The sequence below is a fragment of the Pseudomonas sp. TWP3-2 genome, from assembly GCF_049897765.1.
GTDB lineage: Bacteria > Pseudomonadota > Gammaproteobacteria > Pseudomonadales > Pseudomonadaceae > Aquipseudomonas.
Genome location: NZ_JAFCWW010000001.1, coordinates 565,272 through 578,333, shown reverse-complemented (window position 1 = coordinate 578,333; position 13,062 = coordinate 565,272). Strand labels below are relative to the sequence as shown.

The following is a 13,062-nucleotide window of genomic DNA, read 5'->3' as shown; positions in this document are numbered from 1 at the left end:
GTACATGCGTTTATCCGATTTCATCAGGCACCACGCGGATCGCATCGTCGACGAGTGGGAACAATTCGCCAAGACCATCACACCCGCCGCAGACCATATGGACAGCATCGCGCTGCGCGATCATGCCCGGGAGATTCTTCTGGCCGCCGCGCGGGACATGGACACCGCGCAAACCGCCAGTGAGCAAAAGGCCAAAGCGCGGGGCGAAGGTCCGGAGAAAACCCCGAGCCTGGACGAGGCCGGGGCCAGTCACGGCGAACTGCGCCATACGGTAGGTTTCGATCTGGTGCAGATGACTTCGGAATTCCGTCACCTGCGTGCCTGCGTGATCCGCCGCTGGGTCGAGAGCATGGAGACTCCAGACCAGGCGTACCTTCAGGACATGATCCGGTTCAACGAAGCCATCGACGAAGCTTTGGCCGAATCGACAGCGGCTTATGCCGAACAGCTGAATCGCTCGCGGGATATCTTTCTCGCGATTCTCGGCCACGACCTGCGTGCGCCGCTGCAAGCGGTGAGCATGTCCACCGAACTGCTGATGCGCAAAACCACGCTTGAAGGCCCGGCGCTGACCTGCGCGCTGAACATCAAGCAAGGCGCGCGGCACATGGCGGCGATGGTCAACGATTTGCTGGAACTGGTGCGCAGTCGACTGGGCAAAAGCCTGCCGATCGAGCCGCGGCCGATGGATCTGGCAGACACGGTACGGGCCGCCATTGCCGAGGCCAGCGCCGGCAATCCGGAATGCGATCCGACGTTGAACATCGAAGGCGATACGCGCGGCGTCTGGGATTCCGGGCGCCTCGATCAACTGCTGCAGAACCTGATCGGTAATGCTTTGCAGCATGGATCAGATCCGCGTGCGGTGTTCATCAGACTGCGCGGTGAAATCGACAGCGTGCACCTGAGCGTGCACAACTACGGCCCGCCGATTCCCGAAGAAGCCATCGGCACGATTTTCGATCCGTTGGTGCGCAGCGCTGACGAAGAACTCGGCCAGCCGTCGACCAGCCTTGGCCTTGGGCTGTTCATCGTCAAGGAAGTCGTGAGCGCCCACGGCGGGACGATCGAGGTCAGTTCGAGTGCCGACGCAGGGACGTTGTTCAGCGTGGTATTACCCAGAAAAACCTGATCATTCCACCACCAACCGCGCCAGCCGCTGTTTGAGCATGCGGTTCTCGGCGCGCAGTTCCTGCACTTCTTCCAGCAGATCCAGCGCCAGCGCGACGCCTTCCCATTCCAGCTCCAGATCGCGGCGCAACTTGGCGGCGCGTTTGGCCAGCGCCAGTTCGTAATCGGTGAAACGCCAGTCCTTGGGCAGCGCGCCCTGAGGTTCGAGGATGCCGTGTTCGACGATTTCGATCACGTAGACGTCCGACAAATCGGTCGCCTCACAGAATTCTGCCATGTCCAGTTGAACGATCAGGGGGCTGCTCATTTCGGGCTACTCCATCGCTGGGTTCAGAAGTTCTCACGCGGGTTGAAAGCGGCTTTTTTCGCCAGCTCCTGCCACAGCGCCTTGACCTCGTCGTCGCTGGCTTTCGGCATGACAGCCTTGAGCTGGACGAACAGGAAGCCGCGCTCGCCGGCCTTGTTCTGCAAACCATGGCCCTTGGCGCGCATGCGCTGGCCATTCTGACTGCCGGCCGGCACCTTGAGGTTGATCTTGCCGGTCAGGGTCGGCACGGCCACTTCGGCGCCCAGCGCCAGCTCCCACGGTGCCAATGGCAAGGTGATGATCAGGTCATTGCCCTCGACATCGAATTTCGGGTGCGGCGCAAAACGAATGGTCAGGTACAGATCGCCATTCGCACCGCCACCGACGCCCGGTGCGCCCTGGCCTTTGAGGCGAATACGCTCGCCGTCGGCCACACCCGCCGGGATCTTCACGTTAAGGCTTTTGCTGGTGTTGCTGACGTGCTGACCCGCCGCGTTGTACTGAGGCACCTGGAAGGTGACCTTTTTCGACTCGTTCGAAAGGGTCTCTTCGAGAAAGACCGCCAATTCCATTTCCACGTCTTGTCCTCGGCGCCCGGCGCTATGAGATTGCCGGCCAGCGCCGCCACCGAAACCGGGGCCGCGATTGCCAAAGATCGAACTGAAGAAGTCCGAGAAGTCGCCCGTGTCCTGACCGCCGCCGCCAAAGCCGCCACGGCTCTGCCAGCCCGGTGGCCCCTGGAACGGCTGACCGTGCTGGCCGTAACGGCGCAGGTCGTCGTATTCGGCGCGCTTGTCGGCACTTTTCAGCGCTTCATAAGCTTCCGAGGCGTCCTTGAACTTGGCCTCGGCGTCTTTTTCCTTGCTGACATCGGGGTGGTATTTGCGCGCCAGCTTGCGATAGGCAGCCTTGATGGCCTTGTCGTCTGCTGTCGGCTCCACGCCGAGTATCTTGTAATAGTCTTTAAAGTCCATTGAAGGAGTCACCATCCGTTATCGGTTTCGCGCCGCCAGCATGCGCCGATTCGCGCGTGCCAGGTTGACCGATCTCAAATTTGTGACCGGGTGGCGCGACAGAAGTTTATCGGCAGTGGGCGGCGGTTCTTGCGACCGCCGGTATGTCTGCCGGCCCATGCCAGCAAGTTTGGGGCGAAACCTGCGCTTTCAAGCGAGTTTAGTAGCGAAATAGCAGATGACCGGCCTTCGAATCTGCCGCGCACTGACATACACTGCGCGGCCGTTTTTTGACCGGAACCGAAAGACATGAAAGACGCCTCTCCAGCCCGTGCCTGCGGTATCGACTTTGGCACGTCCAACTCCACCGTCGGCTGGCTGCGCCCCGGCATGGAAACGATGATCGCGCTGGAAGACGACAAGATCACTCTGCCGTCGGTGGTCTTCTTCAACATTGAGGAACGCCGTCCGGTCTACGGTCGTCTGGCGCTACACGAGTACCTGGAAGGCTACGAAGGCCGACTGATGCGCTCGCTGAAGAGCCTGCTCGGTTCCAAGCTGATCAAGCACGACACCAGCGTTCTCGGCACGGCGATGCCGTTCAAGGATTTGCTCGGCCTGTTCATCGGCCAGCTCAAGAATCGCGCCGAAGCAGCCGCCGGGCGCGAGTTCGAACAAGTGGTGCTGGGCCGTCCGGTGTTCTTCGTCGATGACGATCCGCTGGCCGACCAGGAAGCTGAAGACACCTTGGTCGAGGTCGCGCACAAGCTCGGTTTCAAGGAAGTGTCGTTCCAGTACGAACCCATCGCGGCGGCGTTCGACTACGAGTCGACCATCGAGAAAGAAGAGCTGGTACTGATCGTCGACATCGGCGGTGGTACCTCCGACTTCTCGCTGGTGCGCCTGTCACCCGAGCGGCGTAACTTCGATAACCGCCATGACGACATCCTCGCCACCGGCGGTGTGCACATCGGCGGGACCGACTTCGACAAACAGCTGAGCCTGCAAGGCCTGATGCCGCTGTTCGGCTACGGCAGCCGCATGAAAAGCGGCGCCTACATGCCGACCAGCCACCACATGAACCTGGCGACCTGGCACACCATCAACTCGGTGTACTCGCAGAAATCCAGCCTCGCGCTGGGCAGCATGCGCTACGACATCGAAGACACTGGCGGCATTGATCGTCTGTTCAAGTTGATCGAACAGCGCGCCGGGCACTGGCTGGCCATGGAAGTCGAAGAAACCAAGATCCAGCTGACCCACGCCGACAGCCGCCACGTGCCGCTGGACCGCATCGAACCGGGCCTGAGCGTGGACCTGACTCGCGTGTTGTTCGAATCGGCCATCGACGCTTTGCTGGAGCGAGTACGCGGCAGCGTCACGCAATTGCTGAGCGACGCCAATGTGGCGGTGGATCAGGTTGATACGGTGTTCTTCACCGGTGGTTCGAGCGGGATTCCGGCGCTGCGCAACAGCGTCTCGGCGATGCTGCCGAATGCACGGCATGTCGAAGGCAATATCTTTGGCAGCATTGGTAGCGGTTTGGCGATTGAAGCCATGAAGCGATATGGCGCCGTGAACTGATCTGAAATCGAGTTACGCCCATCGCTGGCAAGCCAGCTCCCACAGGATTGATGCCGACTTCGAAACCGGCGCATGACCTGTGGGAGCTGGCTTGCCAGCGATGACGTCGGTACCGGCGAAAAAAATCTTACGGGTTAAACCATCCCCGCCAGCTTCAACTCACTCTTCAGATACGCATAATAAATCGGCCCCGCCACCACCCCCGGCAGGCCGAATGCGGCTTCGAACACCAGCATCGCCAGCAGCAACTCCCACGACTTGGCACTGATCTGCCCGCCAACAATCCGCGCGTTGAGGAAGTACTCGAGCTTGTGGATAACGATCAGGTAGCCCAACGCGGCCAGCGCCACCCAGATCGACAATGACAGGCCGACGATGGTGATCAGCGTGTTCGACATCAGATTGCCGATCACCGGCAGCAGACCGAGCAGGAAGGTCAGGACGATAAGAGTCTTGGTCAGCGGCAGATGGATGCCAAACATCGGCAGGACCACCGCCAGGAAGATCCCGGTGAAAAAGGTGTTGAGCAGGGAAATCTTGATCTGTGCGAAGACGATGTTGCGAAAGGCTTGAACCAGCAGATGCAACCGATCGAACAATGCAGCGGCCAGCGGTTTGCGCTTGGTGAGATCGGGTACACGCTGCAACGCGATGATCGCGCCGAGCACCATGCCGATCAGCAACGTCACGAACATGTGCGCCGCATCCTTGCCCACCAGTTGCAGGTCGGCCAGATGCTTGCTCATCCATTCGCCAATGGCCACGCGAAACTCGGCGGCACTGGCCGGCAGATAGGCATCGATGAACGGCGGTAACTGCCCGCGCGCGCGATCAACCACCCCCATGAATTTATCCAGTGATGCGCCAGGATTCTCTGCTTCATGCAGCAGAAAACTGATGGCCCCGGCGAAGATCAGCGCCAGCACGCTGACCACCAATGTTCCCAGTAACGCTACCGCCAGCCAACGCGCGCGCCGACCTTCGATCAGCCGTTGCAGTTGCGGGGTGAGCATGTTGACCAGCTCGAACACCAGCAGCCCGGCCAGCAGGCTTGGCAGCAAACGCAATGGCAAAACCAGGAGCAAACCGCCGAAGATGATGATGCAACTGACCCAAAACAACACATGACGCTCAGAAAACGTTGGCATACAGCCTCAAAACGAACGGCGTAAAAGGATTGGCAGTCTGCCAGCGTTCCGAGAGGAGCACTAGGTATATGCAGGGGCGACCTTAAGGGCCTCATCGCGGGCAAGCCCGCTCCCACAGTAATTCTGTCGTACACAAATTATTCGAATCACCTCCAGACCTGTGGGAGCGGGCTTGCCTGCGATGGGGCCCGCACACTCACCACAAGTCTCTGGGGCTTATTTTTTCTTCAGGCACTCACTCATGAACGCCTTGCGCGCATCACCCGCCAACGCCTTGGTCTTCGCATCCGCATTACAAGTCTTCATCTTCTCCTGCTGCGGTGTCAGCACCTTCGCATCATTGGCTGCCGGTGCCGCTTTAAGGCAGGTGCTCATGAACGTTTTGCGCTCATCGCCCTTGAGGCTTTTGGCCGTGGCGTCAGCATTGCAGGTGGTCATTTTGTTCTGTTGCGCGGTGGCGGCAAAACCCTGGGAACACAGCAGCAGGCCAATCATCAGCAACGGGACACGCAACATCTTCATGGAGTTTTCTCCTTGTTACCGCACCGACGGATGCGGCCTCCCCCGCAGTGTAGTCAAAGCTTGTTACACCTTCCTAGTGGGCAAATGACTGCGACGATACTGCTCCGGCGTGCAACCGGCCTGGCGGGCGAACATGGCGATAAACGCCGAGCCGCTGCTGTAGCCGAGGTCAAAGGCAATTTCCTGCACGCTGCGCGATGTTTCCAACGCCTCGATGGCCGCCAGATAGCGCAGACGCTGGCGCCATTCACCGAAACTCATGCCCAACTCGCGCACAAACAGCCGCGCCAACGTGCGTTCGCTGACATGCACTTGTAGAGCCCAATGCGCCAATGGCTGGTTGTCGCCGGGTTCGGCCTGCAGCGCTTCAAGAATGCTCAGCAGCGCCGGGCTGCTGGCGTATGGCAAATAGCATTGATGAACCGGCGCCTGACGCAGTTGATCAACCAGCACCTGCGCCAGTCGCTGATCGGTATCCGACTCGGGAATCTTCACATCGCGACTGGCGAAGTCCTTGAGAATCGCCTTGAGGATTTCGCTGATCGCCAGCGTGCAGGCCTTGTCCGGCAGATCGGCGCACACCGCCGGTTCCAGACACACTGCTCGATAATTCACCGGTTGATGGCTGTAGAAACTGTGCTCGACCTGCGGCGGCACCCAAACGGCGTATTGCGGCGGCGACATGAAGCGGCTGCCGTCGACATCCATGTGCAACACGCCGTGCGCCGCATACTCCAGAGTCCCCCACGGATGGCGGTGCGGGGCGGCGTATTCGTGGGTGTTGAAGTCGGCATAACGGAAATACACCGCCGACGGCAATTCGCTGAAATCCAGCAGGTCAATGTGTTTGCTGTTCATGTTGTCCGTCACAAGGGGCACGCTGTCTGTTTCGCAGTATAGGGCTGCATCCAGACAATGGATAATTGCGCTTCATCAACGTACTGGTTTTCCTCCATGCAATACGCGTTTCCCCTGCTGGCAATTTTCATCTGGGCCGGCAACACCGTGATCAACAAACTGGCGGTCGGTGCGATCTTTCCGGCCGAAATCGGTTTTTACCGCTGGCTGTTCGCTGCTGTGCTGTTCACGCCGTTCATGCTGAAAAAGGTCATTGCTCACTGGCCGCAGATACGCCCGAATCTGGGCAAGATCTTCGTCCTTGGTGTGTTGGGCATGGCGGTCTATCAGAGCCTGGCCTACTTCGCCGCCACAATGACCACCGCGACCAACATGGGCATCATCCTGTCGTTGATGCCGCTGATGTCGCTGGCCATGGCGATCGTCAGCCTCGGCCAGCGCCTGACCGCTGGTACGCTGATCGGTGCAGTGCTGTCGTTCGCCGGGGTGCTGGTGGTGGTGTCGTCCGGCAGTCTCGGCGCACTGCTGCAACACGGGGTGAATCTGGGCGATGCGATGATGTTGATCGCGACACTGGCCTACGCGATTTACAGCACTCTTCTGAAAAAATGGCAGCTGCGCCTGCCGCCATTGGTGTTGCTGTATCTGCAGGTGCTGGTGGCGGTGGTGGTGTTGTTTCCACTGTTCGCGGTTTCACAGAAAACCGGGCTGACCTTGCAGAACATTCCGCTGGTGTTGTATGCGTGCCTGCTGGCTTCGATGGTCGCGCCGCTGGCGTGGATGCAGGCCGTGGTACGCCTGGGGCCGAGCCGGACCACGTTGTTCTTCAATCTGCTGCCGCTGATCACCGCACTGATTGCGGCGGTGGTGTTGAAGGAGCAATTGGCGCTGTACCACTTGGTGGGCGGGTTACTAACGCTGGGCGGAGTGATTTTGTCTGAGCGCTGGACCACCGTGCTTGGCCGCAAACTCAGCGTCGCCTGACCCGGTCACCTGTGGCGAGGGAGCTTGCTCCCGCTGGGCTGCGCAGCAGACCCCGCTTTTGAGTTGGAAAGCGGGGCCGCTTCGCGCCCCAGCGGGAGCAAGCTCCCTCGCCACAAGGGCTGGCTAAACCCCGGCGGCTTTCAGCCGGGCCGCATGCTCGACAAACAAGCGCACCGGGTCCGCGCCCTTGCCCACCAGCCCCAGCGACTGGTTGACGATGTCGAAGTGATCCAGCGGATAGTCATCGCCAATCACCGTGCCCAGGTGCGAGCTGTAGCGGCCGACCATGCCGTCGCACTGCCCCGGCTCGCGCACGAAGGTTTTGGCGAATAACCGGCAGCTGCGATTGGTACCGTCGAACAGATTGCCGCCACGGTCGGTCTTGCCCGGTTGCAACGTCCCTGACCACGAGTAATAGCGCACGCCGTTAACTTCCTCCGGCCCCTGCCCGCCCCAGGTTTCGGGCAAGCCCTGTGGATAACGCTGATTGAACAGCGCGACACCTTCAGTCGTCAGCGATTGGTGCGAGGCGTGAATATCCACCGGCAGTTTCGGCCCGCGATAACCGGTTTCCAGCAGGCTCATCAATGCGCCGATCAAACGCAGCAAAGCTTCAAGAACACGGCCCTTGGCACTGTCCGCCGGGTAGTGTTTTGCCAGATAGTCAGCCAGTTCCGAACCATGATTCGGCCCGGCCACGGATGTCACCGAAGCCACCAGATCCGGGCGTTTCGCCGCCGCATAACGCGCCGTCAGCGAACCCTGGCTGTGGCCGAACAGATTGACTTTCTGCGCGCCGGTCTCGCGCAGAATCTCCTCGATCCGCGCCAGCAACTGCTCGCCACGCACCTCACTGGAATTCAGCGGCGACACCTGAACGGCAATCACCGTGGCACCACCTCGGCGCAGCGCCGCGATGATCCCGTACCAGTACGGATACAGCAGCAAGCGGATAAACCCGAGCATGCCGGGCACCAGCACCAATGGATAACGCGTAGCCGAACCTTGCGACATGGGGCAGACATCCTTGTGGTCGGTGAGTGACGCAAGGCGTGCAAGACGCCCGCCAAGCATCACTCGCGATGATGACAACTCGACGAGCAGTCTAGGTCATCCTGAACATCTGCCGTGGCCGCAGGCCCCGCGCTGAATCAGATAAAACTTTTCGCATCACGCGCAACTCACAACTTGGGTAGCGATCACGCCTGTAGAGCGTGGCGCCAATCGGATTAGCCTCCAGGAGACTGAAATGAGCGACCTGCATTTGTCTGATGTTCTAACCCTGCGCGAGCGCGCGCGGCAAAACGTGGAAAACGGTGCCGTCACCGAAGGCTACAGCGCCGACCGCGACGAAGTGCTGCGCCTGCTCAATGAGTCGCTGGCCACGGAACTGGTCTGCGTGTTGCGCTACAAGCGCCACTACTTCATGGCCAACGGTGTGAAGGCGCATGTCGCTGCCGAGGAATTTCTGGAACACGCCACTCAGGAAGCGCAGCACGCCGACCGTCTGGCCGAGCGCATCGTGCAATTGGGCGGCGAGCCGGAATTCAATCCTGACCTGCTGTCGAAGATGTCCCACGCGCAATACGTCGCCGGGAACACTTTGAAAGAGATGGTTTATGAAGATCTGGTGGCCGAGCGCATTGCGATCGACAGCTATCGCGAGATCATTCAGTACATCGGCGAAAAAGACCCGACCACGCGGCGCATCTTCGAAGACATCCTCGCGCAGGAAGAAGAGCATGCGGATGACATGGCCGACATCCTCAACGATTTGTAAGCCCTTCAAGATTGTCATCGCGGGCAAGCCCGCTCCCACAGGGTCGAGTACAAATCCTGTGGGAGCGGGCTTGCCCGCGATGGCGTCGGTACAGGTTTAGCGATTTACTTGGTTGGTTTGACGGTGACGGGCGCCTTGCCCGCCTTCATTTGCTCAAGCAACGGCGCACACTGATTCGGCTCACCGCCGCTCGGCGCTATCAGGGCCAACAGCCCCGCCGCCGGCGCAGCAATCACGCCCAGCGCCACCATCCCCGCGCCACGCAGCAACAACGGCACCGCTTTCACCCCGGCATCCGGTTTGATGAACTTGCCGCGCACGTACAGCGGCGAACGCAGCGAAATCAAACGCCAGCCCTTGGATTCCGGCGTCACGGTCAGGTCCAGTTGTTCGGTGGCCATGTTCGCCGTTCCGTCGACGTAGATGATCGCGTTCTCGGTATCGAACACAAACAAACGGGTCGAGGCCAGGCCGGTCTTGATGTCGAAGTCCGCCGCCGCGCAGTTGATCTTTACTTCCTTGTCGCCAAAGATCTTGCCCATCACGTAGTTGCCGACGTTAAGCCCCGCCAACTCCATCAACTCACGACTGATCGCACCGTCGTTGATCAGCATTTTCAGATTGCCATTGGCGCTGCCCAACAGCTTCGCCACCGAGTTGCCGCGACCGCTGATGTCGGCGTCGCCATTCAGCTCGCCGAAACTGGTCTTCATCGGTTCGAAAGTCGGGAACAGCTGTTTGAGCTTGAAGCGCCGCGCGGTGAGTTTGGCCCGGCCTTCGAGTGGTTCGGTACGGCCATTGAGGCGGATTTGCGCGTCGAGATTGCCGCCGGCCACGCCGAAACGCAGCGGCTCCAGGCTGAGGACGCCGTCGGTCAGCACCAGATGCGTATAGAGGTCGGTGAACGGCAACTCTTCGCTGTGAACGATGCGCTTGCCGGTGAATTCGACGTCGGCGTCCATGTCGCGCCAGCGCTCGGTCTTGAATTCTTCGACCGGCAGCACTTTATCCGTTGGCTGCTTGCTTTCGCCGCCGCGAGCCTTCTGCTTGGCGTTGGAATCGGCGCCGATCAGCGGTGCGAGGTCGGCGAACAACAGTTGATTGGACAGCAGCGCGCCGCTGAGCTTTGGTCGTGGCTGACTGGCGACGTAGGCCAGATCGCCGTGAATATCGCTGCCGCCAATCTTGCCGTTGAATTTTTCGTAGCGGAACTGCGCGCCAGCAGGGTCTTGCAGCTTGGCGATCAAATGCCCGTCGGTGGCATATGGCGGAGTATCCGGCAGAGTCACGCCGGTCAGCGGATACAAGTTACCCAGGCTGGCGCCAGCGAGTTTCAGGCGCAGATCAAGGGCGCCGAGATTCAGCGGATCAGTCAGGGTGCCGGCGAGTTCGATGCTGGTATCGCCAATCTTCGCCTGCGCCTGCAACGGGAACGGTTTGCGCGAATCCTGCAATGCCAGCAGGCCGCCGATCTTGCCTTGGCCGGCAAGTTTCTGGCCGTGGTACTGGCCAGTGACTTTCAGGCCGAACGCATAATCCTGCGGCGCAGCATGCTTGTCCTGCGCAGCTTTCGCGGCTTTGTCACCGACGATCTCGCTGAACGGAATCGGCTTGCCCAGCGGATCGATCAACACATCGAGACTGGTTTTCAGCGTCTGGTCATCAAGGGTGACGTGGCCCTTGTCGAAACCGATGGCACCGATGTCCACCACCCAGTTCGAGGGTTCGGCATTCGGGTCCTTGGGATCGAATTTGAACGTCCAGTTGGCGCGACCATCGGCCAGGCGTTGCAGATCGGCATTCGGCTCAGTCAGGTCGATGCGCGGAATCGCCACGCGCTGGGCCAACAATGCCAACGGCGAGATACGCAGTTCGACGCGCTTGAGCGTGACCATTTGCGGCTTTTTCGACCACTCGGGGTTGCCCAGGCTCAAATCCTCGGCCACCACGTGCGGCCACGGCACCCAGGCGCGCCAGCCGCCCTCGTCCAGCTCACGCCGCCAGACCACCGCCAGGTTGCCATTGATCGCAAACGGTCGGTGCAGTTCTTCCGAGACTTTGGCGTTGAGCGGCGGTTTGATGCGGTTCCAGTCGAAGAACACGATGACCAACACCAGCACCGCTAATAGCAGAACAAAAATGGTGAAGGTCCAGGCGAGGATTTTACGAGTGCGCGTCATTGCACAAAGCTCCTGAAGACGACTGCGTCCGAGAACACGACGCAGCTGAAACGGTGGGCCGAAAGCGGCCCCATTATGAGTTCTGTGACTGACAAAGCAGCCGCAGGTTTAATTGAAAGTCTGATTAGCGGGTAAAAAGCTGCCGCGATTCTGACCGATCAGTCGAGTTGGCGTTACCGGCCCCGCACTTTTGCGAGGCGCGAGTGGGTGGAAAATACCCACCTCGGTGCAAAACCACTCGCCTGAAAGGCCCGATCTAGAGCCTCCCAGCAGAACAATCAATTCTGTTGATTATTACCATTGCGTTTATGAACTTTTATATCGACTTATCGAGAGTAGCATTGCCCTCGTACCCACTTTATCGCCCTCCCGAGGAGCAACCCATCATGAAACGCCAATTACTGCTTAGTCTTACCCTCTCGATGCTGGCCAGCACTGCCTTCGCTCTGCCAGCCGCTGATCAAGCGACCCCACAAGTCAAAGCCAGCCACTCTGTGTTCAGCCAGACCCTCGCTGAAGACGGTTACGACAAGACTCCACAGGGCCAGACTGTCGCCGAAAACGGTCGCAATCGTCTGGAAGAAAAAGGCCTGGTCGAAGACGGCTACGACAAAACTCCACAAGGTCAGGCTGTAGCCGAAAACGGTCGCAATCGTCTGGAAGAGAAAGGTCTGGTTGAAGACGGCTACGACAAAACCCCACAAGGCCAAGCTGTTGCCGAAGGTGGTGGTGACCGTGTGATCGAACGCAACAGTGCCTTGAGTTAGGCCCTTGGCGGCCTGGAAAAAAAGCCCAATCACCGGATTGGGCTTTTGACTTTTAGAACGCCGGCATAAACAAATCGCTAATTCCCCGCTACACCCCCGCTGCCGTTCGACGCCAACGAAGCCGATTTGCTAGAGTGCGGCGCTTGTCCCGACCAGAACACACCTTGCGATGCTGCCCCGCGCCGAACAGAAACAACAGACCCGCAACGCCCTGATGGACGCTGCCCGCCATTTGATGGAGAGCGGCCGAGGATTCGGCAGCCTGAGCCTGCGTGAAGTGACGAAAACCGCCGGCATCGTGCCTACCGGTTTCTACCGCCATTTCTCCGATATGGACGAGCTCGGCCTGGTGCTGGTCAGCGAAGTCGGCCAGACCTTCCGCGAAACCATTCGCCTGGTGCGCCACAACGAATTTGTCATGGGCGGCATCATCGATGCGTCGGTGCGGATCTTTCTTGATGTGGTCAGCGCCAACCGTTCGCAATTTCTGTTTCTCGCGCGCGAGCAGTACGGTGGATCGCTGCAAGTGCGCCAAGCGATTGGCCGCTTGCGTGAAGACATCAGCTCCGACCTCGCGGCCGATCTGGCCTCCATGCCCAAACTGCAGCATCTGAGCCGTGATGGTTTGAGCGTGATTGCGGATCTGATCGTCAAATCGGTGTTCGCCACTTTGCCGGAAATCATCGATCCGCCGGCCGAAGCGCTGCCCGAGCATCTGATGCCGCAAGCAAAGATTACGCAGCAACTGCGTTTTATCTTTATCGGCCTCAAGCACTGGCAAGGCCTCGGAAGCACCGAATAACCCTGGGAGTTTCAATCCAGCTTCAAATTGGTGCATGTAAAAACCT

The 13,062-nt window shown here is 59.7% G+C and carries 13 protein-coding genes; 6 read left to right on the top strand and 7 right to left on the bottom strand.

All coding sequences use genetic code 11. The features are described 5' to 3' along the window. Window positions 1-4 precede the first annotated feature (4 nt). Window positions 5-1,132, top strand: a complete 1,128-nt coding sequence (locus tag ACP7EE_RS02585) for a sensor histidine kinase (RefSeq protein ID WP_426233270.1) — start codon at window positions 5-7, stop codon at window positions 1,130-1,132. Here the strand turns inward: ACP7EE_RS02585 and ACP7EE_RS02580 are convergent, their stop codons facing one another. Then, entirely contained in the window at window positions 1,133-1,438 is a 306-nt protein-coding gene (locus ACP7EE_RS02580; protein WP_420647060.1) for a chaperone modulator CbpM, read from the bottom strand. It abuts the gene before it with no gap. Between the two features lie 23 nt (window positions 1,439-1,461). Beyond that, window positions 1,462-2,412, bottom strand: a complete 951-nt coding sequence (locus ACP7EE_RS02575) for a DnaJ C-terminal domain-containing protein (RefSeq protein WP_420647059.1) — start codon at window positions 2,410-2,412, stop codon at window positions 1,462-1,464. A 288-nt stretch (window positions 2,413-2,700) separates the two neighbouring features. Between ACP7EE_RS02575 and ACP7EE_RS02570 the strand changes: the two genes are divergently transcribed. Then, the gene (locus tag ACP7EE_RS02570) at window positions 2,701-3,975 is read left to right on the top strand and encodes an Hsp70 family protein (RefSeq protein ID WP_426233266.1); all 1,275 of its coding nucleotides are present in this window, start codon (window positions 2,701-2,703) and stop codon (window positions 3,973-3,975) included. Window positions 3,976-4,109: 134 nt separating this feature from the next. On the opposite strand, the gene ACP7EE_RS02565 is transcribed toward ACP7EE_RS02570, so the two are convergent. From ACP7EE_RS02565 to ACP7EE_RS02555, 3 genes are all read right to left on the bottom strand, one after another. Continuing rightward, window positions 4,110-5,123, bottom strand: a complete 1,014-nt coding sequence (locus ACP7EE_RS02565; RefSeq protein WP_420647057.1) for an AI-2E family transporter — start codon at window positions 5,121-5,123, stop codon at window positions 4,110-4,112. Between the two features lie 216 nt (window positions 5,124-5,339). After that, window positions 5,340-5,645: a PsiF family protein gene (locus ACP7EE_RS02560; protein ID WP_426206105.1), complete on the bottom strand. Its 306-nt coding sequence runs from the start codon at window positions 5,643-5,645 to the stop codon at window positions 5,340-5,342. A gap of 63 nt (window positions 5,646-5,708) precedes the next feature. Continuing rightward, window positions 5,709-6,503 carry an AraC family transcriptional regulator gene (locus ACP7EE_RS02555; protein WP_426233264.1) on the bottom strand — a complete coding sequence of 265 codons (795 nt, stop codon included), beginning with the start codon at window positions 6,501-6,503 and terminating at the stop codon, window positions 5,709-5,711. 96 nt (window positions 6,504-6,599) lie between these two features. On the opposite strand from ACP7EE_RS02555, the gene ACP7EE_RS02550 reads away from it, so the two are divergent. Further along, a complete protein-coding gene (locus ACP7EE_RS02550; protein WP_426233262.1) occupies window positions 6,600-7,487 on the top strand; it encodes a DMT family transporter in 888 nt (295 codons plus the stop codon). 123 nt (window positions 7,488-7,610) lie between these two features. On the opposite strand, the gene ACP7EE_RS02545 is transcribed toward ACP7EE_RS02550, so the two are convergent. Further along, a complete protein-coding gene (locus ACP7EE_RS02545) occupies window positions 7,611-8,501 on the bottom strand; it encodes an alpha/beta fold hydrolase (protein ID WP_426233260.1) in 891 nt (296 codons plus the stop codon). Between the two features lie 235 nt (window positions 8,502-8,736). On the opposite strand from ACP7EE_RS02545, the gene ACP7EE_RS02540 reads away from it, so the two are divergent. Beyond that, window positions 8,737-9,267, top strand: coding sequence for a ferritin-like domain-containing protein (locus ACP7EE_RS02540; RefSeq protein WP_426233258.1), 531 nt, complete (start codon window positions 8,737-8,739; stop codon window positions 9,265-9,267). Between the two features lie 104 nt (window positions 9,268-9,371). On the opposite strand, the gene ACP7EE_RS02535 is transcribed toward ACP7EE_RS02540, so the two are convergent. Then, window positions 9,372-11,447, bottom strand: a complete 2,076-nt coding sequence (locus ACP7EE_RS02535) for an AsmA family protein (protein ID WP_426233256.1) — start codon at window positions 11,445-11,447, stop codon at window positions 9,372-9,374. A gap of 386 nt (window positions 11,448-11,833) precedes the next feature. On the opposite strand from ACP7EE_RS02535, the gene ACP7EE_RS02530 reads away from it, so the two are divergent. Then, window positions 11,834-12,214 carry a hypothetical protein gene (locus tag ACP7EE_RS02530; protein WP_426206112.1) on the top strand — a complete coding sequence of 127 codons (381 nt, stop codon included), beginning with the start codon at window positions 11,834-11,836 and terminating at the stop codon, window positions 12,212-12,214. Between the two features lie 169 nt (window positions 12,215-12,383). Beyond that, window positions 12,384-13,016, top strand: a complete 633-nt coding sequence (locus ACP7EE_RS02525) for a TetR family transcriptional regulator (protein WP_426233254.1) — start codon at window positions 12,384-12,386, stop codon at window positions 13,014-13,016. The last annotated feature ends 46 nt before the right edge of the window (window positions 13,017-13,062 follow it).